The 25050-nt window shown below is 63.4% G+C and carries 29 protein-coding genes; 28 read left to right on the plus strand and 1 reads right to left on the minus strand.

Annotated elements, in window-relative coordinates:
• Positions 1-54: 54 nt before the first annotated feature.
• The 23 genes from FAZ97_RS17410 to FAZ97_RS17520 all read left to right on the plus strand — a co-directional run bounded on the left by FAZ97_RS17410 (position 55) and on the right by FAZ97_RS17520 (position 20227).
• The gene (locus FAZ97_RS17410; RefSeq protein ID WP_158759697.1) at positions 55-771 is read left to right on the plus strand and encodes a hypothetical protein; all 717 of its coding nucleotides are present in this window, start codon (positions 55-57) and stop codon (positions 769-771) included.
• The gene (locus FAZ97_RS17415) at positions 764-2875 is read left to right on the plus strand and encodes a phage terminase large subunit family protein (RefSeq protein ID WP_158759698.1); all 2112 of its coding nucleotides are present in this window, start codon (positions 764-766) and stop codon (positions 2873-2875) included. Before FAZ97_RS17410 ends, FAZ97_RS17415 begins: the two co-directional genes overlap by 8 nt.
• A 4-nt stretch (positions 2876-2879) precedes the next feature.
• A complete protein-coding gene (gpW, locus tag FAZ97_RS17420) occupies positions 2880-3149 on the plus strand; it encodes a gpW family head-tail joining protein (protein ID WP_158759699.1) in 270 nt (89 codons plus the stop codon).
• Positions 3076-4803 carry a phage portal protein gene (locus FAZ97_RS17425; RefSeq protein ID WP_233271783.1) on the plus strand — a complete coding sequence of 576 codons (1728 nt, stop codon included), beginning with the start codon at positions 3076-3078 and terminating at the stop codon, positions 4801-4803. Before gpW ends, FAZ97_RS17425 begins: the two co-directional genes overlap by 74 nt.
• Positions 4800-5684, plus strand: coding sequence for a S49 family peptidase (locus tag FAZ97_RS17430; protein WP_158759700.1), 885 nt, complete (start codon positions 4800-4802; stop codon positions 5682-5684). The genes FAZ97_RS17425 and FAZ97_RS17430 overlap by 4 nt, the downstream gene beginning before the upstream one ends.
• Before the next feature lie 65 nt (positions 5685-5749).
• Positions 5750-6406 carry a hypothetical protein gene (locus FAZ97_RS35230; protein ID WP_199272144.1) on the plus strand — a complete coding sequence of 219 codons (657 nt, stop codon included), beginning with the start codon at positions 5750-5752 and terminating at the stop codon, positions 6404-6406.
• 56 nt (positions 6407-6462) lie between these two features.
• Complete coding sequence (locus tag FAZ97_RS17440; protein ID WP_158759701.1) at positions 6463-7137, plus strand: head decoration protein; 675 nt, start codon at positions 6463-6465, stop codon at positions 7135-7137.
• 66 nt (positions 7138-7203) lie between these two features.
• A complete protein-coding gene (locus tag FAZ97_RS17445) occupies positions 7204-8235 on the plus strand; it encodes a major capsid protein (protein ID WP_158759702.1) in 1032 nt (343 codons plus the stop codon).
• Between the two features lie 2 nt (positions 8236-8237).
• Complete coding sequence (locus tag FAZ97_RS17450; protein ID WP_158759703.1) at positions 8238-8570, plus strand: head-tail joining protein; 333 nt, start codon at positions 8238-8240, stop codon at positions 8568-8570.
• On the plus strand, positions 8567-9124 hold the full coding sequence (locus FAZ97_RS17455) for an ATP-binding protein (protein WP_158759704.1): 558 nt from the start codon (positions 8567-8569) through the stop codon (positions 9122-9124). The genes FAZ97_RS17450 and FAZ97_RS17455 overlap by 4 nt, the downstream gene beginning before the upstream one ends.
• Before the next feature lie 27 nt (positions 9125-9151).
• Entirely contained in the window at positions 9152-9412 is a 261-nt protein-coding gene (locus tag FAZ97_RS17460) for a DUF2635 domain-containing protein (protein ID WP_158759705.1), read from the plus strand.
• A gap of 79 nt (positions 9413-9491) precedes the next feature.
• Positions 9492-11003: a phage tail sheath subtilisin-like domain-containing protein gene (locus FAZ97_RS17465; protein ID WP_158759706.1), complete on the plus strand. Its 1512-nt coding sequence runs from the start codon at positions 9492-9494 to the stop codon at positions 11001-11003.
• 63 nt (positions 11004-11066) lie between these two features.
• On the plus strand, positions 11067-11450 hold the full coding sequence (locus FAZ97_RS17470) for a phage tail tube protein (RefSeq protein ID WP_158759707.1): 384 nt from the start codon (positions 11067-11069) through the stop codon (positions 11448-11450).
• Positions 11451-11452: 2 nt separating this feature from the next.
• Positions 11453-11794 carry a phage tail assembly protein gene (locus tag FAZ97_RS17475; protein WP_158759708.1) on the plus strand — a complete coding sequence of 114 codons (342 nt, stop codon included), beginning with the start codon at positions 11453-11455 and terminating at the stop codon, positions 11792-11794.
• Between the two features lie 58 nt (positions 11795-11852).
• Entirely contained in the window at positions 11853-13712 is a 1860-nt protein-coding gene (locus FAZ97_RS17480; RefSeq protein WP_158759709.1) for a phage tail tip lysozyme, read from the plus strand.
• Positions 13709-15142, plus strand: a complete 1434-nt coding sequence (locus FAZ97_RS17485; protein ID WP_158759710.1) for a DNA circularization protein — start codon at positions 13709-13711, stop codon at positions 15140-15142. Before FAZ97_RS17480 ends, FAZ97_RS17485 begins: the two co-directional genes overlap by 4 nt.
• Positions 15143-15145: 3 nt before the next feature.
• Complete coding sequence (locus FAZ97_RS17490) at positions 15146-16225, plus strand: phage baseplate assembly protein (RefSeq protein ID WP_158759711.1); 1080 nt, start codon at positions 15146-15148, stop codon at positions 16223-16225.
• Positions 16222-16815, plus strand: coding sequence for a phage baseplate assembly protein V (locus FAZ97_RS17495; RefSeq protein WP_158759712.1), 594 nt, complete (start codon positions 16222-16224; stop codon positions 16813-16815). The genes FAZ97_RS17490 and FAZ97_RS17495 overlap by 4 nt, the downstream gene beginning before the upstream one ends.
• Positions 16812-17264 carry a phage GP46 family protein gene (locus FAZ97_RS17500; RefSeq protein WP_158759713.1) on the plus strand — a complete coding sequence of 151 codons (453 nt, stop codon included), beginning with the start codon at positions 16812-16814 and terminating at the stop codon, positions 17262-17264. Before FAZ97_RS17495 ends, FAZ97_RS17500 begins: the two co-directional genes overlap by 4 nt.
• On the plus strand, positions 17264-18433 hold the full coding sequence (locus FAZ97_RS17505; protein WP_158759714.1) for a baseplate J/gp47 family protein: 1170 nt from the start codon (positions 17264-17266) through the stop codon (positions 18431-18433). Before FAZ97_RS17500 ends, FAZ97_RS17505 begins: the two co-directional genes overlap by 1 nt.
• Before the next feature lie 3 nt (positions 18434-18436).
• Complete coding sequence (locus tag FAZ97_RS17510) at positions 18437-19027, plus strand: YmfQ family protein (RefSeq protein ID WP_158759715.1); 591 nt, start codon at positions 18437-18439, stop codon at positions 19025-19027.
• 6 nt (positions 19028-19033) lie between these two features.
• The gene (locus tag FAZ97_RS17515) at positions 19034-20041 is read left to right on the plus strand and encodes a hypothetical protein (RefSeq protein WP_158759716.1); all 1008 of its coding nucleotides are present in this window, start codon (positions 19034-19036) and stop codon (positions 20039-20041) included.
• Between the two features lie 9 nt (positions 20042-20050).
• Positions 20051-20227, plus strand: a complete 177-nt coding sequence (locus tag FAZ97_RS17520; protein WP_158759717.1) for a hypothetical protein — start codon at positions 20051-20053, stop codon at positions 20225-20227.
• 50 nt (positions 20228-20277) lie between these two features.
• Here FAZ97_RS17520 and FAZ97_RS17525 read toward each other — a convergent pair whose 3' ends face one another.
• A complete protein-coding gene (locus tag FAZ97_RS17525) occupies positions 20278-21279 on the minus strand; it encodes an FkbM family methyltransferase (RefSeq protein WP_158759718.1) in 1002 nt (333 codons plus the stop codon).
• 165 nt (positions 21280-21444) lie between these two features.
• Here FAZ97_RS17525 and FAZ97_RS17530 point away from each other — a divergent pair, with 165 nt between their 5' ends.
• The 5 genes from FAZ97_RS17530 to FAZ97_RS17550 all read left to right on the plus strand — a co-directional run bounded on the left by FAZ97_RS17530 (position 21445) and on the right by FAZ97_RS17550 (position 25006).
• Positions 21445-21864 (plus strand): hypothetical protein, encoded by a 420-nt coding sequence (locus FAZ97_RS17530; RefSeq protein ID WP_158759719.1) that lies wholly within the window; start codon positions 21445-21447, stop codon positions 21862-21864.
• Positions 21861-22409, plus strand: a complete 549-nt coding sequence (locus FAZ97_RS17535) for a hypothetical protein (RefSeq protein WP_158759720.1) — start codon at positions 21861-21863, stop codon at positions 22407-22409. Before FAZ97_RS17530 ends, FAZ97_RS17535 begins: the two co-directional genes overlap by 4 nt.
• A 103-nt stretch (positions 22410-22512) precedes the next feature.
• On the plus strand, positions 22513-22968 hold the full coding sequence (locus tag FAZ97_RS17540) for a glycoside hydrolase family 73 protein (protein ID WP_158759721.1): 456 nt from the start codon (positions 22513-22515) through the stop codon (positions 22966-22968).
• A 12-nt stretch (positions 22969-22980) separates the two neighbouring features.
• Positions 22981-23370: a hypothetical protein gene (locus tag FAZ97_RS17545; protein ID WP_158759722.1), complete on the plus strand. Its 390-nt coding sequence runs from the start codon at positions 22981-22983 to the stop codon at positions 23368-23370.
• Between the two features lie 259 nt (positions 23371-23629).
• Positions 23630-25006, plus strand: coding sequence for an SGNH/GDSL hydrolase family protein (locus FAZ97_RS17550; RefSeq protein WP_158759723.1), 1377 nt, complete (start codon positions 23630-23632; stop codon positions 25004-25006).
• The last annotated feature ends 44 nt before the right edge of the window (positions 25007-25050 follow it).

A 25050-nucleotide genomic window follows, 5' to 3' on the forward strand; every position in this document is an offset into this window, starting at 1 on the left:
CGCCCGTTTTTCCCGTTCTTTTGAGCGAAAAAAACTCGTTACACGTTACACGCTATGGTGGCATCCAATGCGGCTCAAAGGCGCGCCGCGCCTAGCGATGCGGGTGTAACGCAACGTGGCGCGAAAGCGCGGGAAAAGGCGAAGAACGTTACACAGGCGAGCGTTACACCGGTCGCGGTCGGCACCGACGGTGTCATCGGCAAGGCGGCGCTCGCCGACGCGCTCGGCTGGACGCGCCCGAAGCTCGACCGGCGATTGGATAGCGACGAGTCGTTTCCGATCGCGAAGCGCGGTACGCGCGCCGGCGGCTGGGAGTTCGATCTCGCCGCGGTGAAGGCATATCTCGCGGGTGGTGCGGGCGCGCCGCGCGCTCGAGCGCCGGCGCAAGCCGCGGCCGCACCTGACGCGAATCCGTACCCGGGCGCGAAGTACACGGTGCTCCCGCCGAGCGCGGTGCCGCCGCCTGGCGTCGAACCGGTTATCCACAGCGGCGAGCAGACCGCCCGGCAGCGCCGTGACCAGGTGCAAGCGGAGATCCTCGAGGACAAGCTGCGGCGCGATCGCGGCGAGCTCGTGCAAGCGGAAGTGATGCGCCAGGTGATCACGAAGATGCTCGTGCACCTTGGGAAGGGCATGGACAGGCTGGCAGACCAGGTCGTCGAGAAGCTCGGGCTCCCCGAGGAGAACGCCGACGCGATCCGCGAGCTGACCGACGACCTGCGCACGACGATGGTCGACGAGCTGAAAGTGCTGATGGGTCCCGATGCTTGAGAACGCTTACGCCGATCCCTATCAGATCGTTCGCGAGGCACTTGCAGCCTTCATCCCGCCGGCGCGTGAGACCGTCGCGCAATATGCGGCGCTGAACCGGCGCCTGACGAACCAGGGCGGCGGCTACGTTGGCCGCTGGCACCACGAGAAGGCACCGTACCTCGTGGGGCCGATGGAGACGCTCACGCGGCTGGACTACCTGACGACGGTCATCGTTGGGCCCGGCCAGTCGGGCAAGACGGAGGTCGCGCAGAACTGGATGCTCAAGTCGGTAGCCAACGACCCGGGCGACTTCCTCTGGTACATGCAGACCGATCCGGGCCTCGAGGCCTTCGTCAAGAGCCGGATCAACACGCAGATCGACGGTCATCCGGAGATGGCCATGCGGCTCGGGTCGCGCCCGGTCGACGATTCGCTGCACTTCAAGCGCTTCGACGGCATGAGGGTCGAGTTCCTGTCGGCGAACGAGAACAACCTGATCAACAAGTCGGCGCCGCGGATCGTCGCCGACGAGGTCGACGCGTATCCCGAAGGCCTCGGCGATATCAAGGCGCTGCTCGACGTGCGGCGCCAGACCTTCGGCCGGCAGTCGATGCTGCTGGCGATGAGCCACCCGGACCGCGCGCGCGGCCTGAATCCGGACCGTGACTGGACCGCGGGCGTCATGGCGCTGTACGGCGACAGTGATCGCCGCGTCTGGTACTGGCCGTGCCCGCACTGCGGCGCGTGGTCGAGCCCGGTGCCGATCGCTGCGCGCTTCATGCCGCTGCACTACGAGGAGGGCTGGAGTCTCGACGAGATCGAGGAAAAGGCGAGGCTCGTCTGTCCGGTCAATGGCTGCCTGATCGAAGACCGTCACCGCCGCGCGATGAACCTCGCCGCGTACCGATCGCCGTTCGGCGGATGGGTGGGCGACGGTCAGGAGATCTCGCAGGAAGGCGTCATCAGCGGCGAGCTCGTCGCGCGCAAGTCCGCCGGATTCTGGATTGTCGGCGCGATGTCGCCGTTCGTCCTGGGCGGCATCGGCGGTCTCGCGCGTGCAAAAGCGAAGGCCGAACGCGAGCTCGAGGTCGACGGCGACGACAAGACGCTGAAGCAGGTCATCGTCAAGCAATGGGGCTTCCTCTACTCGCCGAAGCGCGGCGTCGGTTCGCTCGACGCCAACGTGCTGGCGGAGCGCGGGGAAGGCGACCTCAAGTTGGGGTTTGTTCCGGACGGCGTGCGGTTTATCACCGGGGGGTGTGACGCCAACGGCGGCCGCTTCGAATGGCTCATGCGCGGCTGGGGCGTGAACGGCGAAAGCTGGGTGATCGACAAGGGCCGCGTCAACGGCGATCCAGCGACGTCGCCCGATGACTGGGATCTCTTGCTCGAGGTGATCCAGCGCACGTATCCGCTTGCCGACGGCAGCGGCCGCCGCATGCCGGTCCGCGCGTTCGGGTTCGACAGCGGCGGCGAGGCTGGCGTTACGCAACAGGCGTACGCGGCGTGGCGCCGCTGGCGAAAGCTCGAGGGCGTCGTGCGGCTGATAGGCAAGATCTCCGGCCGCGACGCGTGGACCGTGCTCCCCACGAAGGGCGCGAGTGCTCTCACCGCGCAGCGGTTGCTTGTGACGTATCCGGACACGGCGCGCAAATCGAACCGCGCGGCCGCCGGCGGCACGGTTCCAGTCGCGCAGTTCAACCCGAACCTGTTCAAGGATGACCTCGCCGGGCAGCTGCAGAAGGCCGATCTCGGCGACTGGTACGTGCATTTCCCGCACGCGCTGCGGTCTCCCGAAGAGCCTCACGTCTGGTTCGAGCAGCTGACGTCGGAGACTCGGCAAAAGAACGGCCGCTGGGAAAAGCTCGTGCGCGGACGTCGAAATGAGGCGCTCGACCTGATGGTGCTGACGCACATGATTGCTCACCTTCACGGGCTCTCGCAGATCGACTGGAAGAAGCCGCCATCGTGGGCAGCCGCGTGGGATACGAACTCATCGCTCATCAGTACGACGGCGACGCCGAGTCCGAAACCTGCGCAGAACGCAGCGTCGCCCGCGGCACCAGACGCCGACGGCCCGCGACCGAAGAACCCGAAATCAGCTGTCCACCGTTTCCGCTAACCCTATGGCCACATCCGATATCAGCTCGCCGTATTACGGCATGAGCGACGCACAGCTGCAGGCGGCGATCGCGTCGGCGCAGCAGGCGTATATCGAGCTGCGCACCGGGAAGAAGGTCGTCACGGTGGCGTATGCACAGGGCGGCGGTTCGCGTAGCGCGTCATTCCAGCCGACCGACATGGCGAACCTGCGCCTGCTCATTGCCGAGCTGCAGCAGGCGCTCAACCCAGGCGTGCGCATCCAGCGTCGTCGCCCGATTACGCCGTACTACTGATATGGGCAACGAACTTACGATCGTCGACGCACAGGGCAACCCGATGCGGCGCACGCGTGCCGAATATCCCAACGGGATGCCGCTGACAAGCGGTGTGGGCCGCTGGTTCTTCCCGTATCAGGCGGCTGACTGGCAGACGCAGGAGATGGGCAACTGGTTGCCCTGGATTCGCTCGGCCGACGCTGAGATCACGCAGTTCCGCGACCGTATGGTCGCGCGCGCCCGCGATCAGGTTCGCAACGACGGGCGCTCGAGCGGCGCGATCACGCGGATCCTCGATAACACGGTGGGCGCGTCGCTGCGCCTGTCGGCGATGCCCGACTATCGCGCGCTGAGATTGGTCAGCGGTGCGAACTTCGACATCAAGTGGGCGAAGGAATTCGCGAGCGCCGTCGAGGCGCGCTGGCGCCTGTTTTCGAACGACCTCAACCGCTACAACGACGTTTCGCGGCAACTGACGGTCTCGCAGCAGCTGCGCCTCGCGCTGCGCCACAAGTTGATCGACGGCGAGGATCTCATCGTCAATCACTGGAAGCCGGAGCGTGTCGGCCGCGGCGCCGCGCAATACGCGACCTGCTATCTGGTTGTGGATCCCGATCGCCTTTCGAATCCTATGCAGATGGTCGACACGAGGCATCTGCGCGGCGGCGTCGAGATTGACGACGATGGTGTGCCGGTCGCGTATCACATCCGCAAGGCCCACCAGAACGATTGGTACAACGCGGTCGAATCGATGGAATGGGAACGCGTCATCGCCGAAGACGACGATGGCTGGCGGCGTGTCATCCACGACTTCGAGCGCGATCGCGCTGGCCAGAATCGCGGCGTCGGTGTGTTCACGCCCGTACTCGCGCACGCGAAGATGCTCGCGCGCTATTACGGCCTCGAGCTGCAGGCAGCAGCGCTTGCCTCGTCGATCGGCACGTACATCACGAGCCCATACGACCCGGCCGAGGTTCAGGACGCCATCGCCGGTGACCATGAGCTCAAGTTCTATCAGGGCCTGCGCAAGGAATGGAATGACGAGCGGCCGGCCATGTTCAACGGCGTTCGTGTCGCGGCGCTGGCACCCGGTGAGGACATCAAGTCAGTCGCCTCAGACCATCCGCACAACGGCTTCACCGAGTTCGTTCACGAGATGCAGGGGTGTGTGGCATCGGCGCTCGGCGTCACGCAGGAACAGGTGACGCAGGACTGGACGCGCACCACGTACTCGAGCGCGCGCTCCGGGTTGCTCGAGAGCTGGAAAACGCTCATACGTCGCCGGCTTGAGTTCTCCGCCGGCACGGCGACCCCGATGTATGCAGTCTGGCTTCGCGAGGTGATGGAAAACGGCGAGCTCCCGTTGCCCGATGGCGCGCCCGATTTTATTGAGGCCGCCACCGCATACGCGGGTTGCTCGTGGCTCGGGCCGGCGCGCGGCTGGGTCGATCCGGTGAAGGAACCGCAGGGTTCCATCCTGAAGATGGACGCGGCACTGACCACGCTCAAACAGGAAGCGGCCGAGCAGGGATCCGATTGGGAAGAGCTGCTCGACCAGCGTGAGATCGAGATCGCCGAGTTCAACCGCCGCAAGATTCCGCTTCCAGCATGGGGCGGCGCCGAGGTGGCGACGCGCACCGACGAACCCCCTGAAGATCCGAAGGCAGCATGATCAACTTTCCCCATCTCGCGACGCGGCTCTTCAACGTGCCAATCGCGATCCTGCCGCACAAGGCTGAGATCGTCATGGCGGCGCTCGCCGATCGCTTCGGCATCGCGCAGCTCTTTCGCGAAGACGGCAGTGCGCTCGCGCTCGCCGACGGCGGTGCGAGGGCGTTCCTCGAAGAGTTCGACGACAGCGAGCCCGCGCAATACCGGCCATACGACGTCGCGGAAGGAGTCGCGCGGATTCCTGTCGAAGGCACCCTCGTGCACAAGCTCGGCACGCTTCATCCGTTCTCGGGCATGACGGGATACGACGGCATTCGCGCGCTGCTGAGCATGGCGCTCGGCGACGACGAGGTGCGGGCGATCATGCTGGATATCGATTCGCCCGGCGGCGAGGTCGCTGGGTGCTTCGATCTCTGCGATGCAATCTACGCCGCGCGCGGCCAGAAGCCAATCTGGTCTGTGCTTACCGAAAGCGCGTATTCAGCGGCGTACGCGATCGCCAGCGCGACCGATCGCATCATCGTGCCGCGCACGGGCGGAGTTGGCAGCGTTGGCGTCATCTGCATGCACGTCGACATGTCCCAGGCACTTTCGCGCGCTGGCATCGACGTCACGCTTATTCACTATGGCGCACGCAAGGCGGACGGCAACGAGTTCAACCCGCTGACGAAAGATGCGCTGCGCCGCTTTCAGTCCGACGTCGATGCGATGGGCGAGATCTTCGTCCGGACCGTCGCACGCAATCGCGATCTCAAGACGGCAGCCGTGCGCGACACGGAGGCCGGCACTTTTCTCGGCGCCGATGGCGTCGATATCGGCTTTGCTGACGCTGTCATGGCGCCCGACGAGGCCTTCGCTTCCCTGCTCGACGAGCTGGGCTGATCCATCCCACCATTAGGGTAAATCCAATGAGCAATCTGTTTCGAAACCTTGCCGCGCGAGGTGGGTTGAGCTTCGCCCACCTTGGCCGCAATGCGCGCACCGAAGACGACCGCCCGAGCAACGACGACGATAGCGGCAAGGGCAAGAAGGGCAAGCGCGCCGAAGATGAAGACGATCAGCAGCAGGATCGCGACAACGGCGACAGCAAGAAGGGCAAGCGGGCCGAGGGCGGCGATTCGGACGAAGACGACGAAGACGATCCGGACAACGACATCGACGACAAGGACGATCCGGACGACGACAGCGGCAAGGGCAAGCGCGGCAAGAAGAGCAAGCGCGCGGCCGACGATGATGACGATGAACGCGCCGAAGAGGATGACGACGACGAGGAGGAAATGCGCGGCAACAGCGCTGCCGCTCGCGCCCGTCGTCGCGAGCGTGCGCGTTGCGCCGCGATCTTTGCCTGCCAGGGCGCAGGGCGCAATACCGAGCTGGCCGCCAACCTCGCCTTCGAGTCGACGATGACGCGCAGCGAAGCCGTCGCCGTGCTCAACAAGACGCCGGGGTCGGCCCGCGGTTCGCAGCAGCGTCGCAATCCGAATCTCGGGTCTGGCGACGGCCCGGGTATGACGTCCGAGCAGGCCGCTGCAGCCAGCTGGGATGTTGCATTCCAGCGTGCTGGGTCCGCATCGCGCGACTCGCGAGCGCGCGGCCGTCGCTAAACCCGGGCGCCGGCGCACGCGCAGGCACCGTCCTTTCTTTCATCAGGGACTGAATCATGACCAATCCTCCGAACCTCACCCAAACGCCGCTCGTCGAGCAATGGCATGCCGGCGGGTTCCTCGTTTCCGAAGCTCGCGGGCATCGTGCGCGCGACATCGGCACCATCGGCGGCGCGACGAAGGTCTACCCGGGCACCGTCCTCGGTCTGCAGACCGGCGGCGTGGCAGCTGCATGGCCGGGTAACGCCGAACAGGTGAACAACAACACCGGCAACGGCACGATCGCGCTGGCATCGCCACCCATCGTTGCCGGCGCACAGCTCGGCATGTATTCGGCGATCGCGACCGATGCGACGCACTTCGCCGTGACCGATCCCTTCGGCAATTCGCTCGGAACTGCGACCGCGGGTTCCGCGTTCAGCAATCAGATTGCAATCACGATCACCGCCGGCGCGACGCCATTCGTTGCGGGCGACGAGTTCTCGATCCAGGTGGAAGCGATCGCAGGCGCATACGTGCCGCTCAACCCGTCGGCGAGCGACGGGTCGCAGACCGCCGCGGGTATCGCGTTCGGGTTTACCGACGCGACGCTGAATGACGTTCCCGGCACGGTCGTGACCCGCGAGTGCGAGGTCAACGGCTCCGAGCTCCTTTGGCCGAGCGGTGCGACCGCGGCGCAGATCGCGACGGCTACGGCGCAACTCACGGCGCTGGGCATCATCAGCCGCTGATCGTCTCCCTCGACTTCAAGTCCTTATGGCCGCGCAAGCGGCCATTATTTTTTTCGGAGCCAAATAATGGCCAGCTTGGACGTATTCCATCAGGATCCCTTCACGACCATCCAGCTCACGGCTGCGGTCGACAAATATCCGTTTCAGCCGACGGGGCTCGGCGACCTCGACATCTTCGATCCCGATCCCATCCGGACTACGGCGCTCGCGGTCGAGCAGCGTCAGGGGAAGCTCATCATTGTGCCGACGTCGCCGCGTGGCGCAGAAGGCGTGCAACGTACGACCGAAAAGCGCCAGGCGCGCTACTTCGACGTGCCTCGCCTGATGCACAGCGACACGATCTACGCAAACGAGATCCAGAATATCCGCGCTTTTGGCACGGAATCGGAACTCATGCAGGTGCAGGTCGAAGTCGCGCGTCGCATGAATGGCCCGACGGGCATCCTTCGCAACATCGAATACACGTGGGAATTCCATCGTCTCGCGGCGGTGCAGGGGCTGCTGCTCGACGCCGACGGCGCGGTACTCTACGACTGGTTCGACGAATTCGGCATCACGCCGGCGCAGTCCATCGAGTTCAATCTCGCAGCGAATACGGAGTACTCGCTGCGCCCGATCATCAACAAGCTGCGCCGGACGATGGCGCGCAAGGCGCAGGGTTCGTTCCTCCCGACCACGCGCATCTATGCGCTATGCGGCGACGCGTTCTACGACGCGTTCGTGAACCACCAGGACGTCATCCGCACGTTCATGAACTGGTCGGCGGCCGCCGACCTGCGTGACGACCGTCAGGGCGGCGCGTTCGATGAGTTCCCGTTCGCTGGCGTTACGTGGCTGAACTATCGCGGTTCGGACGATAACGAAACGATCAAGGTGCCGGACAACACCGTGAAGTTCTTCCCGGTCGGCGCGCCGGGGATCTTCCGCGTCGCATATGCGCCGGGCGAGTCGTTCGAATGGGTGAACACCCCGGGCAAGCCGCAGTACGTGATCCCGATCTTCGATCGCGACCGCAACAGCTTCTGGAAGATGGAGGCGTACAGCTACCCGCTGCACATCTGCACGCGTCCGGAAGTCCTGCAAAGCGGCACGATCTGACCGTGATCGACTTCGATGGCACGCTCAACGCCGCGATCAGCGCGACGTTGGGCGACGAGAAGGCCGTCGTCTTTCTTCCGAAAGCCGGCGGCAGCTTCGCAGGCCTGCTCGGCGTTTTCACGCTGATCACCGACCACATCTTCGACGAGGCCGGCGAGGCGCAGGCGAACATCACCGTCGCCACGCTCGGCATGCAGGCCTCGCAGTTTGCCGTGCTCGGTGCTCCCCAACCCGTGCAGAGCGACGCCTTTCGGGTGGTCGGCGTCACGTACGTCGTGAAGGATGCGGCGATCGACGGCCTCGGCTGGCTCTACATGGATCTGGGCATGCAATGACGACTTCGCGCAACCTACGGGAACTCGCAGTGCAGGGGCTGATAGTCGCCGGCGCGACAGCGGCTGGGGTGAACGTCTATTCGCCGCGCACGTGGGCGACATGGGACGGGAAATATCCGGTATTGCTCGTGCAGACGCCTGATGAGCATGGCGAGGGCTGGGGTCGGCAGGGGCCCCCCGCTTTTACCGTCACGACGACGTTGCGCGTGACGGCGCGCGCGCAGTCTTCAGCGGCTCAGGACGACACAGCGGCCGCGGAAGTCGAAGAGCAACTCGAGCTCATGCGTGAACAGATCAAGGCAGCGCTCGTTAATTACCCGCCGATCATGAGCCTCCTGCAGCAGTTCCCAGCATTTCGATCGTCGATCAACGTGCCGCGCGACGGGCAGTCGCCGATCGGTGAGCTGACGCTCGATCTGGAAATGGAGCACGTGCAGGGGCCCGACGACTTCTACCAGCCGCCCGCGGTGCCGCTGCAGGGCGTCGATCTCACCGTCGAGATGCCCAACGGTACAACCGAGCCTGGGCTGACGATCAACCTACCGCAAACCTGAGCGGCGCGCGCGCCACTGGAGCACTCCATGTACGTGAAACCCGCACCGGGCCTGATGTTACGCGACCCGGTCACGAAGCAACTGCTGTCAGCGGCGCCCGTCGAGGGCATCAAAACCACTGTCGTGCCGTCCGGCGGCCTGCAGGTCGATGACAACGACATGTACTGGCGTCGCCGTCTGCGCGACGGCGACGCTGTGCGTGTCCCGAGCACGCCCGTCGCAGCTGCAGCTGGCAACGCGTCTGCGCCTGCAGCAGCAGCGCCGGCGACCGAAAAGACCTCGAGCTAACAGATCCGCGCGCTGTCCATGAGCCCCGCTTCGGCGGGGCTTTTCTTTTGGGCGGCGACATCGTCACCGGAGCCATCGAATGGGCGACATTTCCTTTCCCAATATCCCGCAGAACGTGAGAGTTCCGCTGTTCTATGCGGACATCGACCCGAGCAATGCGAACACCGGCCAGCAAACGCAGCGCGCGCTGATCGTCGGACAGATTCTCAGCTCGGGCAGCGGCCAGCCTGGCATACCGCAAATCTGCCAGGGCGTGAGCGATGCGAAGGCGGTCGGCGGTCAGGGCTCGATGCTCGCGCTGATGACGGCCGCGTATCGCAAGCGCGATTCGTTCGGAGAGGTCTGGTACCTACCGCTTGCAGATGGCGCTTCGTCGGTCGCTGCCGTGGGCAGCATCAATTTCACCAGCCCGCCGACGGCGACCGGCGTCCTTTCGCTCTATATCGGCGGCCAGCTCGTTTCGCTGGTTGTGACGCCGACGATGACCACCGCGCAGATCGCAACCGCGCTTGTGGCGCAGATCGGCACGCTGCCGGATCTGCCGGTGACGGCAGCGGTCGACGGCACAACCGCGACGAAGGTCGATCTCACGGCCAAGAACAAGGGGCTCGCGGGCAACGATATCGACCTGCAGCTCAACTACGGCGGCACGCCGGCAGGTGAGTCGACGCCCGCTGGCCTCGCAGCGACGATCGTCGCGATGACCGGCGGCCTCGTTGCACCGGACGTTGCTGACGCGCTCGCCAATCTCGGCGACCAGCAGTTCGATTTCATCGCGTTCCCGTACACGGACAGCACATCGCTGACCGCGATGCAGGCTTTCCTGAGCACGCAAACGGGACGCTGGAGCTGGAGCCAGCAGCTATATGGTGGGGCGTACGCTGCGTATCGGGGCACGCTCGGCGCGCTTACGACGTTCGGCGTCACGCGTAACGACGAGCACATGTCGATCATGGGCTTTAACGGCTCGCCGACGCCGAGCTGGGTGATCGCCGCGGACTATACGGCGGCCGTGGCGGTCGCGGCGCGCGCCGACCCCGCGCAGCCGCTGCAGACCGTGACGCTTGCCACGATGCAGGCGCCGCCGCTGGCCATGCGCTTCGCGCTGACCGATCGCAACACGCTGCTCTATGACGGCATCAGCACGTTCTCGGTCGCCGACGACGGCACGATTGCGATCGAAAACGCGATCACGACCTATCAGAAAAACTCGTTCGGCGACGCCGACGACAGCTATCTCGAGGTCGAAACGATGAACACGCTGACGTATGTGCTGCGTCAGCTGAAGTCGGTTGTCACGACGAAATACGCGCGCAAGAAGCTCGCGGCCGACGGGACGCGCGTTGTCCCGGGCACCAACGTCGTCACTCCGTCGATCATTCGCGCGGACCTCGTCGCGCAGTACCAGACGATGGAAGAAAACGGCTACGTACAGGGCAGTTCGGTGTTCGCGCAGGGGCTGATCGTTCAGCAGAACTCGCAGAACCCGAACCGCGTGGACGTGCTCTATCCGGCGATCCTGATCGACCAGCTGCGCATCTTCGCGCTGCTGATGCAGTTCTCGAACATCGTCCCCGCCACCTCGAGCTGATCGCGCGAGCAAACACCCTGACGCGCCGCACTCCGGCGCGCTCCTTTCTTCTGGAGACATGCAATGCCTTCTCCCACCGGATTGCTCGCCGGCACCGCGTCGCTGACGGTCGACGGTACGACGTACATGATCACCGGCGACTTCAAATACAAGTCCGCAAGCAAGAAGCGTGAAACGCTCGCGGGCATGGATCGCGTGCACGGCTACAAGGAAAAGCCGTCGGCGCCGTACATCTCTTTCAACCTTCGCGATTGGGGCGGCCTCGTGGTCGCATCGGTCAATGACTGGACCGACGTCACGTGCGTTGCGCAACTCGCGAACGGCAAGACGATCATCGGCCGCGACATGTGGTCGGTCGAAGAACAGGAAGTCGACTCCGAGGACGCGAAGTTCGACGTGCGCCTCGAGGGCCCCGACGATTGCGTTACCGAAACCACCACGAGCTGAACATGGACGACACGAAAATTCTCATTCTCCGCAAGCCCATCACCATCAAGGGCGACACGAAGACCTACGACTCTCTCACGCTGCGCGAGCCGACCGTCGACGAACTCGACCGCAGCGCGCAGGTGCAGGGCAGCGCTTACGCCTCGAACGCCGCACTGATCTCGATGGTCGGCGGCATTCCCCTGATCGTCGCGCGCCAGATGACGAAGACGGATTACGAGGAGGCGACCGCGTACCTGTCGGGTTTTACCTGGACGCCCCCGCAGTCTGGCGAGACCTCGGGGACCGACGCGCAGACGTCACTTTCTTCTGGCGCTGGGGACCCGACGACGCCGGCCGCATGAGCCTGCGTCGTTTCAATTACTGGTTTGAGCAAGCCAAGCGTCTGAAGGGAGCTTCCTGATGGCAAACGTGTTCTCGATCACGATCAGCGCTGTCGACCGGGCAACGGCCGTCGCGCAGAACGTGAACAAGGCCGTCGCCAAGATCACGAAGCCGATCTCGGACGTGAAGGCGTCCGTCTCCGCGTTTTCGAAAGAGACGGGGATGGACAAGCTGGGCCGGAGCATCGAGAAGGTCGGCATCTTCGCGACCGAATCGGCGCGCCGCGTCGCATCCCTTGCGCCCCCCGTTGCAGCGCTCACGGGTGCGGCCACCGTCGCCGGCGTCGTGGCCTTCGCGACGAGCTGGGGCCGCAGCGCCGTGCAGATTCGCAACACGGCCTATAGCATCGGCATAGGCACCACGCAGCTGCAGGAGTACCAGGGCGCGGCGCGCCTCGCCGGCGTATCGAGCGAGGCGATGACCAACGGCCTGAAGTCCGTGGGCAGTGCGTTCGAAGATGCGGCTGCCGGCCGCGACACATTCGTCGCCGGCGTCCTCGCGGACAAGGGCATTGGCATTCATCGGTTGCGCGATGGATCGATCGACACCGCCCGAGCGCTGAAGGATGTGGCGAATGCCGCGTCGAAGATCTCGAACACGCAGGCGCGCCAGAAGTTCCTCGAAATCTTCGGCGTGAGCGATCTCGCGCCGCTGCTCGGCAAAGGCGGCGCGGCGATCGACGCGTACGTCGAGAAATTCCGCAAGCTCAACGCGGTGATGACGCCCGAGCAGATCGCTCAGGGCGAGCGCTATAACGAGGCGATCGTCGGCCTCGATGCGAGCGTCGACAAGCTGAAGAATTCGATCGGTGCGTCGCTTGCGCCGGCGCTCGCTCAAGTGGCCGATCAAATGGTGCCGATCGCGAACGAGTACGGGCCGAAGATCGCGAAGTGGATCGAAACGACCGACTGGTCGGCGAAGGCCGACGAGGTAAAGGAGTTCGTCGACGCGATAGGTGGCGTGCAGACGATCGGCGCGGCGCTCGCCGCGATCACATTTGCCGGACCACTCGCGAGCATCGCTACGTTGATCGCACGCGCAGCGCGCCTCGTGGGTCTTCTCACTACCATCGCCGCGACGACGGCGCCCGGCGGTGCAGCGGTGATCGCCGCTGGCGGCTATATCGCAGAGAAAGAGCGGGCCGAGGCGCTTGATCGCAGCATTCACCAGCTGCCGGGCGAGTCGGCAGCAGGGCGCGACCAGCGTGTCGCCGAAGCGATCGCCGGCGGCGTGGCCACGCCCAACGTTACCGCGCCAGCAGATGGCGGTCTCGGTGGGCGCATTTTCCGATCGATCCGAGGCCTGTTTGTGAAGAGCGCTGCCGACAATTCGCAGACGGCGGCGATTGTGCAGCGCTTTCAGGACATGGGCTGGACGCAGACACAGGCCTCAGGGATTGCCGCCAATCTCTTTCGCGAGAGCGGCTATAGCGCGAGCGCGGTCGGCGACAACGGCGCCGCTTACGGCCTTGGGCAGTGGCATGCCGATCGGCAGGAGGCATTTCGCAAGCGGTTCGGCATCGACATCCGCAACTCAACGCTCGATCAGCAACTCCAGTTCGTCGACTACGAGATGCGGCAGGGCGCCGAGAAGCGCGCTGGCGACGCGCTCGCACAGGCGCAAACCGCGGCGCAGGCCGGCGACGTCGTCTCACGGCTCTACGAGCGTCCGGCGGATGTCGAAGGCGAGGCCTCGAGGCGGGCAGCTGACGCCGTCGCCGTAAGCCAGAGCGTCTCGCAGAGCCGGGATGGGACCGTGCACGTCAAGGTAGAGCTGCCGAACGCGCCGCCGGGCACACGCGCGACGGTCCGCACGACGGGCAACACCACGGCGTCGACGAACGTGGGCGACTCTGCACTCATGGAACCGGCAATATGAGCATCGCTTCGCTGACCAATCTGGCCGGCAGCATCGGCGGCGTCGCGTCCGCGACCAGCGAGCTTGCGGCGCTGCTCACCGGCCCGTCGGCTAACTCGTGGTGGGGAGCGCTACGCCAGGCGTCATACGGCGGCGTGCCGTTCGCAGTCATCGGCACGAACACCCGGTTCGGGACGCGTAATGCGATCCATGAATACGCGTTTCGCGACGACGTCTGGATTGAAGAGCTCGGCAAGCTGCCGCGCCGGTTCGAGATGTTCGGCTTCCTGGTCGAGAACAGCCGCGTGTATGGCGGCGGCGCGGTGATCGGTCAGCGCGACCGCATGGTGACAGTGTGCGAGAGTGGGGCGCAGACGCTGGTGCACCCGACGTTCGGCCGCATCGAGAACGTTTCGTGCCTCGATGCTCAGGCTGGCGAGAGCATCGAGCACGGCCGCGTGATCGTTGTGCGCTTCGTGTTCATGCGCAATGGCGTCCAGGCGGCGACTTCGTCGGTGAGCGATACGACGTCGTTGCTTCAAAGTGCGGCGGATGCGCTGGGAGTCGGCGCGGCGCTAGATTTCGTCCAGTCGACGGCAAGCGCGATTCAGGAAGGCGCTGCGGTTGTGCAGACCGGGGTGGGCGTCGCGGTGAGCTGGGTGCAGCTCGGCGTCACAGCGGTGAATGACGTGAGGCGTTTCGCGAACTCCGTTAGCACACTGGCTGGGAACTTCGGGCGCTTCTTCGGGGGTGGGAATTCGGGCTACAGCGGCTCGAACCAGTCGGCGCCAGCCGGCACCACGGCGCAGCAGCTGCTGAACGCAGATGCGACCGCGCGCGCCGCAGTCACGCAGGCCTCGGCAGGACTGCAGACGGCAGCCGCGAATCCGTCGTCGGCTGACGCTCTCAATGCAGCGGCCCAGTCGTATGCGTCGGCGCTGGCCGCAACGATGTCGGGCCCCGCGGACGCGATCCGTTCGCTCTCATCGCTCGGAAGCTTCACGCCGAGCGGGACATATACGACGTCGACGATCGGAAGCGCAATGTCGACCATGGAGACGGCGACATCGGCATTGCTGCGCCGCGCGTCGATCGCGCAGCTCGCGCAATCCGTGTCCGTCTATCAGCCATCGTCGTATGACGATGCAACATCGATGATTGCGACGGTCACGACGCTGCTCGACGGCGAGATTGAAACCGCTGCTGATGCGGGTGACGACAATTCCTTCGCCGCGCTGCGCACGCTTCGCAATTCGGTCGTCGAAGATCTGCAGGCGCGCGGCGCGGACCTCGCGTCGCTGACCACGATGTCGTTCAACGGCTCGTTGCCGGCGCTGGTCCTGGCCCATCGGATCTATGGTGATGCGACGCGCGCCGACCAGCTCGTGCAGCAGGTCGCGCCCGTCCATCCGCTCTTTATGCCCTCGACGTTTCAGGCGCTTTCGAACTGATCGATGAACGATGAACTGTTTTTGAGCGTCGGCGACCAGACGATCACCGGCTGGACCGATATCCGAGTGACCCGCGGCATCGAGCGGTGCGTTTCGGACTTCGAGATCGGCCTGACGGAGGAACAGATCGAGCAGGACGTCGCGACTGAGGTCGTTGTGCAGCCGGGCGATGAGTGTCTTGTCGACCTCGGTGCGGATCTCGTGCTGACCGGCTATATCGACGACTACATCCCGTCGATCAGCGCGAGCTCGCACACTGTGCGCGTCGCCGGTCGCAGCAAATGCGAGGATCTGGTCGATTGCTCGGCGGTCTGGCCGAACGGACAGATCAGTGGCACGTCGGCGCTTGATGTCGCGACGAAGCTGGCGGCGCACTATGGCATCACCGTGAAATGCGACGTCAGCGATCTGATTGCAATTCCACAGTTCAACGTCTTTATCGGCGAGACGCCGTTCGAGATCATCGAACGCGTGAGCCGGTTCAGCCAGTTGCTGGTCTATGACGAGCCGGATGGGAGTCTGCGGCTCGCTCGCTCTAACCCTGGCGTGCAGGCGGCTGGCGGCCTCGTGCAGGGGCTGAATATTCAGGAGGCCTCCGTCGTCTATTCAGCGCGCGACAGGTTCTCGTCATACACGTGTTTCGCACAGTCGGTCCTCTCGTTCACCGATGCCGGTATCGGGCCGAACATGATCGCCACGGTCAGCGACGTCGGCGTGAAGCGCGTGCGCGAGCGCTACATCGTTGCGGAAGCTGTACAGGGCTTTCAGGACCTCGCGCGGCGTCGCGCGATCTGGGAAATGAATCGTCGCGCAGGGCGCGCCGCGACGGTGATGGTGAAAACCGACAGCTGGCGGGATGCGTCCGGCACATTGTGGACGCCCAACACGCTCGTCTATGTTGATATCCCGAAGCTGAAGATCTCGCAGCAAACGTGGCTCATCGGCGAGGTGACATACAAACGCAACGCGGAAGAGGGCACGACTGCCGAGCTAATCATCATGGATCCCGCTGCGTACGCCGCTGAACCGATCGCGCTGCAGCCGATGTTCGTCGATGCGAGTCAGACCGGAGCGACGCGATGAGCAAATCTTTCATGGATCGTGCAGCGCGTCGCATCCTGAACATCATCGGCCGCGCGCGCGTGAACCTGGTGAAGGATTCCGGTCCCGTGCAAATGGCGCAGTTGACGGTCAACGACCTCGAGACGATCGACAACATACCGATCGTCCACGATTTCGGCTTCAGCTCGAATCCGCCGGCGGGCAGCGATGTGGCCATGGTCTTCGTGGGTGGTGATCGGAGCAATGGCGTGATCGTCGCGTCGAACCATCAGAAATATCGCGTGCGCAACCTCGCGCCCGGCGAGAGCGTGATCTATACGCAGGATGGAAAGCAGATCTATCTCACAGCCAGCGGCGGCATCAAGATCGCAGCGAACGGACAGCCGGTCGAAGTGGACAACGCGACGACCGTGACGATCAACGCATCGACCAAGGTGCGCATGGTGACACCGCGTCTCGAGTGCACTGGCGATATCGTCGACAACTGCGATACGACTGGCCGTAGCATGGCGGCCGACCGGGTCATCTATGACGGTCACACCCATGCGGTGCCCAACGTTCAATTGGGCGGCCCGGGTACGAACACGAACGCCCCGAACCAGACCGAATGAGCGATATCAAGATCTACTGGGACGCCGCCAATGGGCGCGGTGACTGGCAGCTGCTCGCCAATGACATCGCCACCGGCGACGACCTTCAGTCGGCGCTGCTGTTCAGCCTGTTCAGCGATCGCGAAGCCGCGGACGATGATGTCATCCCTGACGGATCGAACGATCGGCGCGGCTGGTGGGGTGATGACGGCACCGATGACGTTACAGGCCTCACTGGCTCGCGCCTGTGGCTGCTCGCGCGGCGCAAATCGCCGACCGACGAGACGCTTCGGGATGCCTACGACTACATCGTCGAAGCGATTCAATGGCTTGTCGAAACGAGCGTCGTCGCGCGCTTTGACGTGAGCGTGCAGTGGGCACGCGCCGACATGCTCGCCAGCATGATTGTCGCGTGGCCGCCGTGCGGCGGCGCGCCACAGACCTATAACTGGGCGTGGGGAACGAACTGATGCCGTATTCCAGACCAACTCTTACCGATCTGCGCACGCAGATCTGGAGCGACATCCAGACGGGTCTAGGATCGATTCTCGCGTTCCTACAGAAGGCAGTCCTGAAGATTCTTGGCGCCGCGCTCGCCGCAATGATCTGGGGCGTGTACGGCTATCTCGACTGGATCGCAAAGCAGGCTGTCCCGTGGACCGCGCAGGATGAATATCTCGCGGGTTGGGGAGCACTGAAAGACACCTATCTGAAGGAAGCATCTGCGACGGTTCTGAACGTTCTGTTCACCGGTGCCGTTCCAGGCACGCCAATCGATGCGGGAGCCGGCATCACGCGGCAAGACACGACGCTCTATACCGTATTGACGGCGGCCGAAGTGGCAAGCGACGGCACCCTGACGGTCGAAGTGCAGGCGGCCGTTGCGGGGAGCGCGGCGAACTCGGACAACGGGACTTCGATGACCCTGACGTCCGCGATCGCGGGCATTCCGTCAACCGGGACCGTATCGGCTACCGTGACGACGGGCGCCGACGTGGAGGATCCGGAAGACTATCGCACGCGTGTAATGGATGCATTCCAGAATCCGGCGCAGGGCGGCGCGCAGAGCGACTACGTCAAATGGGCGACCGACATCGCTGGCGTGACGCGCGCCTGGTGTCAACCGAATGGCTTTGGTGCAGGGACCGTAGTCCTGTATTTCATGATGGACGATGCTGAGTCAGCGCATGCCGGTTTCCCCCAGGGAGCAAACGGCGTGTCGCAATATGATCAAGGTCCCAACGGCAGTCCCCGAGACACGGTCGCGACGGGCGACCAGCTCACTGTCGCGAACGCAATCATCAGCGAACAGCCGGTGACCGCACTCGTATATGCGTGCTCGCCGATCGAGAACCAGATTGGGTTCACGATCTCCGGGCTAAGCACCGCGGGCAGTACCACGCAGGCGGCGATCGATTCTGCGCTGGCCGATGTCTTTTTCCGGAATGGGCAACCGAAGGGAACGATTGACTGGTCGGATATTACTGGCGCCGTGAATTCGGTATCCGGAACCAGCGGATATCTGATCACCGCTGTCACAAGCACCGTTGGCGGTGTGCCAACGTCGCTTTTGCCGAATGCGAACATCACAATGGGCGCCGGCCAGTTGCCGGTCCTCGGTACCGTGAACTACGTCTGATCCATGCTCGCTCCCAATTTCAGTGCTGCTGATTACCTGCGCGCTCTTGAGGCACATCTGCCTCGAGGCCGTGTATGGCCACGCGATAGTGACGCGTCGCAGACAAAAGTTCTCGGGACGCTCACACCGTGCTTTGCACGTCTGAATGCTCGAGCCAACAATCTTCTCGTCGACGCGTTTCCTGCGTCGACGTATGAACTGCTTCCAGAGTGGGAGGCGACGCTCGGATTGCCGGATCCGTGCGCCGGAGCGGCACCCACGACGCAGCAACGCGTCGCACAGGTTGTCAGTCGCTTGACTGCGACGGGTGGCCAGTCGATCGCCTACTTCAAGGCAGTCGCCGCCGCGCTCGGCTATCCGATCACGATTACGCAGTTCGTCCCCTCGCGCTTCGGCAAGGCGTTCGGAACGCTCTTTGGTGGGACTGCGTGGGCTTTTGCCTGGCAGGTGGACGCGCCGACTTTCACGATCAACTCACTTCAGTTTGGTGGCTCATTCGGTACACCATTCGCCACATGGGGCAACAACGTTCTGCAGTGTGAAATTGAACGCTTGTCTCCCGCACATACAACCGTACTCTTCTCATATTCCTGAGGAAACATGGATCGATTAATTGCGCCGAACTCCGTGCCATTCGCGCAGGCGGACACTGCGCCGACGACGGGCACGCCGCAATATGCGACCGACGGGAATCCCGCATCGAACGTGCCGGCTACGCAATGGCCTGCATACGCCTGGAACACAATCCAGGACGAGATCTACAACGTCATCGTCGGTGCCGGTCTTACGCCTGATCGAACAAAATGGAACCAGCTCCTGACGGCTATCCAGACGATGATGCAGGGCTCCACGACGAACGTCTCGGCGGACACCGGCGCGGTGAACGCATACGTCGTCGCCTTCACGCCGGCTTTGCCTGCACCTGTACCGTGGGTTCCGTTCTGGTTCAAGGTGGCCCATACGAACACAGGTGCGTCGACGCTCAATGTGAGTGGAACGGCCTACGGTCTGGTCGGAGGCGCGCATCTCCCGCTGCAGGGCAATGAACTGGTGGCCAACGGAGACGCTCTGGTCTATTGGAACCCGACGCTGAATTCAGGTGCGGGACAGTTCGTATTGCTCTTATGCTCGGGCGCTGCGGAACAGGTAGCAGCCGCGTCGAAGAGCAACCACGCCGTCAATCTAGGCCAGTTCGAAACGATTGCGGCGTATCTGGCGAGTCAGTCTGGCAGCCTGGGTAACCCGGTCGCATCGACGACATATACTCCGGCTTCTCAGAGTATTACGTTCCCGTCGTTTTCGAAATCGGGCGCATTTCGAGTCCTCGCGCAGCTCGTGACTTCTGGGTTCTCGCAGACAAATACGGTTGAGTGCCAGTTCCAAAATCAATTGTTTGATGGCACGAACACAGCGGGTCAAGGAAATTTTTGGAACGTGTACAAGAAAAATACTGGGACTGGTTTCGCTGCGGCCGATACGTTTCTGTCGGTGACGACTTATGCGCCAGGGTCGACCATTACCTTCTTGCAGCGTACCGTAGTCCAAATTGAAGACACCCAGTTTTCACTTCAGAATTGTTTCATGCGTCTCTGGGTCGTCGAAGCTTAAGGAGTGGTTATGTTCTATGGAATTGTCGTCAACGAGACCGGCTTCATCCTCTCTGCATATGCTGGAGTCGCACCGCTTCCGGAAGGTTACACGGCAATCACTGAGGATTTATATCTGCAGATCGTGCCGTGTGCGAGCTATGTAAATGGCGCAATCGTTCCCCCCTCGACAGGTTCGATCGCCTAAGCGCGCAGAAAACGGGCGGTGCACGCGCACCGCCGTCATGTCCGGATGGTTCAGCCGTTTGAGGCTGCCAGTTTGGCTTCCAGATGCCAGATCAGTTGTTCCTTCGCGGTCACTGCCTTCTCGAGTTCGGTCGAACGATATTCGAAGACGCGTGCGCGCTGTTCCGCTGCATCTGCTCGCGCGATTAGCGCTGCGACTTCATGTGGAGAAAGTTGCGTAGATGGCAACGCGCTCGCTTTCCGCTTTTCCAGATAGCGGTTCAGTGCGCCCTCAACAGCGCCTCGATCGAAACCGGCGAGCAGGTTATAAAACTTGCCGTGGTTCAGGTGCTCATGTGCGACATGATAGGCGGCGTTGTCGTCGGTCATGTCACGCGTGTCGGTTCCCTGCACCGCATACACGTACGGAAAAACCGTCAGGAGCTGCTCGCGGAATTCCGGGATTGTCATCCGGCGGAACATGGAGAGGCACCAGTGATTCATCTCCATGAATACGAGTGGCTCGAAGACGGCGAACGTCCGCTGGGCACCCGCGAAGACATCTAGCTCGAAGCCTTCGACGTCGATTTTCATTGCGTCGAGGCGAGTCAGCCCGGTCTGGTCGAGAACGTCGTCCAAAGTATGGACCGGCACACGCTCAGCGAAATGATTGCCGTCTTTAATCGAGAATTTGTCGGCGACGAATGAGCCAGCCAGAAAGTCTGGGTTGCCTTGCATGAGCAGCTCACCCGCCGTCGCGCCCAACGCAAAGTTGTGACAACTCACGTTCGTTGCGTGCGCCGCCTTAACGTTTTGCTCGAGAAGCGAGAAGGTCCGGGGAACGGGTTCGACCGCCGCGACCCTGCCGTCGGGGCAGAAGTTCGAAAGGGCGATGGCGGTGAAACCTATGTTGGCACCGACGTCGATCACGTGCGAATCACGTTCAACCATCGAAGAAAGCATATCGAGCGTCGCGGGCTCGAAAGTATCGCCCATGCTGACCAGATAACCAGCATCGCCAGTGATGTCGAACAGCGCATCACCAATGCGCACTTTGCGTTTTTGCAGTCCCATCGTTCTCCTCGTCTTGATTTGATGCGAGTTGCATAGAACCGCCTTACACGGCGGTAAGAGAGCCGGACGATTATAGCGGCGCTTTTCAGCAGCCAGAGAACATGGTTCGGGAACACCTATCACTCTCAGGAACACAAGAAGCCTATGCCCACATCCGGCGACGATATGAGTCTCGTGAAGCTCCTCTCAGGCATATCGGCTTCGCTGGCCGTGCTCGCAGGCACGATGTCAGCAGGTTGGCTGCGCGCCCGCAGGGAAATTTCCGGTGTGCGTAAGACGGAGTCGAGCGACAAGCTCGAAATGCGCCGCGATGAGATAGAAGCCTCGACACTCGAGAGCCTCGCGCGGGCGTCGAAAGAATGGGAGGCGCAGTACCACAAAGCAATTTCCCGCGAGACCCGTTACAGACGGCTTCTGGCGGTCTCGGAGGCGCGGTACCGAAAGATGGTCCAGCAGGCAGCGGAAGACCGGCTACAGGACCGGCTGAAGATCGAGGCGCTGATGCTCAGCCTGGCGGAGAAGGATCGTCGGATCGTTGAACTGCAGGCTCAGATCGGAGGCCGTCGGACGACGGACACGCCATGACGAAAGGGCAACGCCTGAAGGCGCTCTGGCATCGCATCGACATTTTCGTGCTGTTCGCGATGATCGTGCTGCTGGCCATGGCCGCCGGCGCCGCGGTGATGAACTGGATCAATCAGCGAGAGCGCATGCAGCTCGTCGACCGGTTCCCGCTGGTGCGCAGCGAGGAGCGGGAGGCATGTGTTCGCGAGTTCCAGGGGAAGATCGAGGACCTCACGCGGCTGAATCAGCACGACGCGGCCGCGCTCGACGAGCTGCGCACGCAGATGGCGGACACGCACGAGCTGGCCGCCTACACGCTGCGCTTCCTCGGCGACCGCGCGCGGATCACTGACGCGCGCACTGCCGCAATGCTGAAACAGGCCCGTGAAGCCGCGCAGGCGGCGACGGCCGCGCAGCAGACCAGCGTGCAGGTCGAGCGAAAGGTCACCGACGCCGCTACCAAAGCAGGTGAAGCCGCAAGCACCGCGCAGGATGTGAGCCGCAAGCTCGAGACAGCCGTTCGGCCGCCGCTGCCCGCGAAGCCCTGGATCGGCAACAACCACTAACTCGCCGCGCGTCGCCGCGGTTTCCGTTTCCCGCCCGTCAACGCTTGTGCCGCGCCGCGGCTCGAGCGGCGTGCGCTCGTCCGTCCCTCGCAGGAAATTCACCATGACACCCGACGACTTTATTGCGGCGATCGCGCCGCCGGCGCAGGAGCTCGCCGCCTCGAGCAACATCCCGGCCAGTTTCACCGTCGCGCAGGCGGCGCTTGAATCGGGGTGGGCGAGTTCGCAGCTCGCGAACAAGTACTTCAACCTCTTCGGGGTGAAGGCGGATCCGAGCTGGACGGGCCAGACTGTGGCCCTTCCGACCACGGAATACGTCGGTGGCAAGCCGATCACCGTGCAAGCGAACTGGCGCGTCTATGACAGCTGGTTCGCGAGCCTGCAGGACCATGCACAGTTCCTGCTCAACAATCCGCGCTACGCGCCGGCATTCGCCTACTCGACCGGTGCGCTCTTCGCGCGCGCGGTGGCTGCCGCCGGTTATGCGACGGATCCTCACTATGCCGCGAAGATCATCTCGATCATCAATGCGCATGCGCTTGCGTCGCTCGATAGCTGATCGGGGTGACACGTGGCGGACACCCTCGATTTTGTGATCCGGCAGGGCGCGAACTGGGCCGACCAGTTCGTGGCAGCCAACGACATTTCAAAGAAGCCGTACAACTTCACAGGCGCTACGGTGCACGCGCGGCTGAAGAGCCCGCAAGCCGGCGTGACGCCCGTCGAGCTGACCAGCTACCTGACCGTCACGCCGCTCGCCGGGAAGCTCCGATGGAACTTGCCGTTCTCGGCGCTTAGCGCGTTCCCGTTTCCTCTCGGCGCGCCCGTGATCCTGCCCGACAGGATCCCCGCATACGTGATCGCCTTCTACGACTTCGGAACTCAGTGGAGCAGCGAGAACATCGCGCCGCTGCTTGGCGGCCGACTGCTCGTCATCCCCAGCACTCTCAGCCCGTTTTGACAGGTGAACGATGACCACTTTTTTTGTTAGCACGCCCGGCGATCAAGGTCCGCCGGGAAATTCGGTATGGCCGACAACGGGCGCGCCGGCGAACTCGCTCGGCAATGACGGCGATTTCGCCAATGACGTCGAAAACTCCGTGATGTACGGGCCGAAAGCGAATGGTGCATGGCCAGCCGGCATTAGCTACAAGGGGCCGCCCGGCGCGAATGGTGCGACGACGTGGGATACGTCCGGTGTTCCATCGAACACGGTTGGAGTGAACGGCGACTGGGCGTTCGATCCGGTCGCCAGCGTTCTCTATGGCCCGAAGGCGAACAACGTCTGGCCAACGCCCGGCAATTCATTCAAGGGCACTCCCGGATCAACGGGTGCGGCTGGCCCGCGAGGGCTTTCGACGCGCCAACTCGCGGCCGGCTCGTTTATGCAGGCCACGAATTCGCAGCCCGTCCTGAGTGACGGCATCATCACCGGCGCGAATGCCATCGAAGCGCGTTTTGTGCCCGCTGGCGGCGGTGACATGCAGATCGTTCTCAGCAACAAAAATGGCACGGGTCCGGTCACGTGGACGGCGTCGGCGCAATGGCCGACGGCGCTCGTCCCGCAGTCGTACACCTGGAATGGAGAGTCGAGCATTACGATCCAGCCGGGTGTCGAGAATGTTGCGAGCGATCCGTTCTCGGGGGGCGGCAACATTTACGGCTGCCCGCCGCCAGGCACCGAAGTCTTCATTCGCCTCTTTGCGTCCTGTGCGGCCGGTGTGAAGTTCGAGTACAACACGAGCACCGGCGGCGGCATGACGACGGGCACGACGCAGACAGATCAGACGCTGTCGCAGTCGTATAACTATGGCACTGGCGGCAGCGCTCAGATCGGTATCTCCGGCCTGCGCGGTGCACCACTGATCGCGAGCACGTCGGTCGCGGGAGTCGGCGATTCGATCATGCGCGGCCAGGGTGATAGCGTCGACGGCAGCTCGACCTTCTCCGATTTCGGTCCACTCTATTACGCGTGCGGCGGCTTCGCAGCAAACGCGCTTCCATGGTCGAACTGCGCCATCGTCGGCGAAACCGCAGCGCAATTCGGGACGATCCCAACGCCGCGGCGGCAGATGTATCTCAAGTACGCCGATGTCATTCCCATGATGTACGGCACGAACGACGTCGGCTATACGAGCGGCGCCATCTCGCTTGCCAACCTGCAAGCGACTCTCATCAAAGCGTGGTGGGCGGCTAACGGGCTCGGTGCGAAGGTCATCGCCTGCACGCTGCTTCCGCGATCGACAAGCACGAACGGCTACATCGATGTCCCCGGGCAAACGCCGGTTGCGGGCTGGGGACCGGGAAGCGTCGTAGCGCTGAATAACGCGTGGATGCGCGACGGTGCGCCGATGCAGAACGGCGTTGCTGTTGCTGTCGGAACTGTGGGCGCGCTTCGTGCCGGTCAGGCAGGTCACCCGCTCGCCGCGGTCTGCAACTGGACGCAGGACGTGGAAGCCGGCCAGGACTCCGGCGTATGGGTTGTGAACGGCACTCCGAACTATGCGACTCCTGACGGCACTCATGAGGCAGATCCAATGGCGCAGCTGATGGGAGGGCGATTGAGAACAACCATCAACGCAGTTGCCGCCCTGTAGCCACTTTTTCCAACGCTCGCGTTCTGCGGGCTTTTTTTACGATC

The sequence above is a fragment of the Paraburkholderia acidiphila genome, from assembly GCF_009789655.1.
Classification (GTDB): domain Bacteria; phylum Pseudomonadota; class Gammaproteobacteria; order Burkholderiales; family Burkholderiaceae; genus Paraburkholderia; species Paraburkholderia acidiphila.

What these genes read in the sequence shown, in the direction of transcription:
- FAZ97_RS17410 (WP_158759697.1), top strand. Translation starts at nt 55, where the DNA reads ATGGTGGCATCCAATGCGGCTCAAAGGCGCGCCGCGCCTAGCGATGCG.
- FAZ97_RS17415 (WP_158759698.1), top strand. Translation starts at nt 764, where the DNA reads ATGCTTGAGAACGCTTACGCCGATCCCTATCAGATCGTTCGCGAGGCA.
- gpW (WP_158759699.1), top strand. Translation starts at nt 2,880, where the DNA reads ATGGCCACATCCGATATCAGCTCGCCGTATTACGGCATGAGCGACGCA.
- FAZ97_RS17430 (WP_158759700.1), top strand. Translation starts at nt 4,800, where the DNA reads ATGATCAACTTTCCCCATCTCGCGACGCGGCTCTTCAACGTGCCAATC.
- FAZ97_RS17440 (WP_158759701.1), top strand. Translation starts at nt 6,463, where the DNA reads ATGACCAATCCTCCGAACCTCACCCAAACGCCGCTCGTCGAGCAATGG.
- FAZ97_RS17445 (WP_158759702.1), top strand. Translation starts at nt 7,204, where the DNA reads ATGGCCAGCTTGGACGTATTCCATCAGGATCCCTTCACGACCATCCAG.
- FAZ97_RS17455 (WP_158759704.1), top strand. Translation starts at nt 8,567, where the DNA reads ATGACGACTTCGCGCAACCTACGGGAACTCGCAGTGCAGGGGCTGATA.
- FAZ97_RS17460 (WP_158759705.1), top strand. Translation starts at nt 9,152, where the DNA reads ATGTACGTGAAACCCGCACCGGGCCTGATGTTACGCGACCCGGTCACG.
- FAZ97_RS17465 (WP_158759706.1), top strand. Translation starts at nt 9,492, where the DNA reads ATGGGCGACATTTCCTTTCCCAATATCCCGCAGAACGTGAGAGTTCCG.
- FAZ97_RS17470 (WP_158759707.1), top strand. Translation starts at nt 11,067, where the DNA reads ATGCCTTCTCCCACCGGATTGCTCGCCGGCACCGCGTCGCTGACGGTC.
- FAZ97_RS17475 (WP_158759708.1), top strand. Translation starts at nt 11,453, where the DNA reads ATGGACGACACGAAAATTCTCATTCTCCGCAAGCCCATCACCATCAAG.
- FAZ97_RS17480 (WP_158759709.1), top strand. Translation starts at nt 11,853, where the DNA reads ATGGCAAACGTGTTCTCGATCACGATCAGCGCTGTCGACCGGGCAACG.
- FAZ97_RS17485 (WP_158759710.1), top strand. Translation starts at nt 13,709, where the DNA reads ATGAGCATCGCTTCGCTGACCAATCTGGCCGGCAGCATCGGCGGCGTC.
- FAZ97_RS17490 (WP_158759711.1), top strand. Translation starts at nt 15,146, where the DNA reads ATGAACGATGAACTGTTTTTGAGCGTCGGCGACCAGACGATCACCGGC.
- FAZ97_RS17495 (WP_158759712.1), top strand. Translation starts at nt 16,222, where the DNA reads ATGAGCAAATCTTTCATGGATCGTGCAGCGCGTCGCATCCTGAACATC.
- FAZ97_RS17500 (WP_158759713.1), top strand. Translation starts at nt 16,812, where the DNA reads ATGAGCGATATCAAGATCTACTGGGACGCCGCCAATGGGCGCGGTGAC.
- FAZ97_RS17505 (WP_158759714.1), top strand. Translation starts at nt 17,264, where the DNA reads ATGCCGTATTCCAGACCAACTCTTACCGATCTGCGCACGCAGATCTGG.
- FAZ97_RS17510 (WP_158759715.1), top strand. Translation starts at nt 18,437, where the DNA reads ATGCTCGCTCCCAATTTCAGTGCTGCTGATTACCTGCGCGCTCTTGAG.
- FAZ97_RS17515 (WP_158759716.1), top strand. Translation starts at nt 19,034, where the DNA reads ATGGATCGATTAATTGCGCCGAACTCCGTGCCATTCGCGCAGGCGGAC.
- FAZ97_RS17520 (WP_158759717.1), top strand. Translation starts at nt 20,051, where the DNA reads ATGTTCTATGGAATTGTCGTCAACGAGACCGGCTTCATCCTCTCTGCA.
- FAZ97_RS17525 (WP_158759718.1), bottom strand. Translation starts at nt 21,279, where the DNA reads ATGGGACTGCAAAAACGCAAAGTGCGCATTGGTGATGCGCTGTTCGAC.
- FAZ97_RS17530 (WP_158759719.1), top strand. Translation starts at nt 21,445, where the DNA reads ATGAGTCTCGTGAAGCTCCTCTCAGGCATATCGGCTTCGCTGGCCGTG.
- FAZ97_RS17535 (WP_158759720.1), top strand. Translation starts at nt 21,861, where the DNA reads ATGACGAAAGGGCAACGCCTGAAGGCGCTCTGGCATCGCATCGACATT.
- FAZ97_RS17540 (WP_158759721.1), top strand. Translation starts at nt 22,513, where the DNA reads ATGACACCCGACGACTTTATTGCGGCGATCGCGCCGCCGGCGCAGGAG.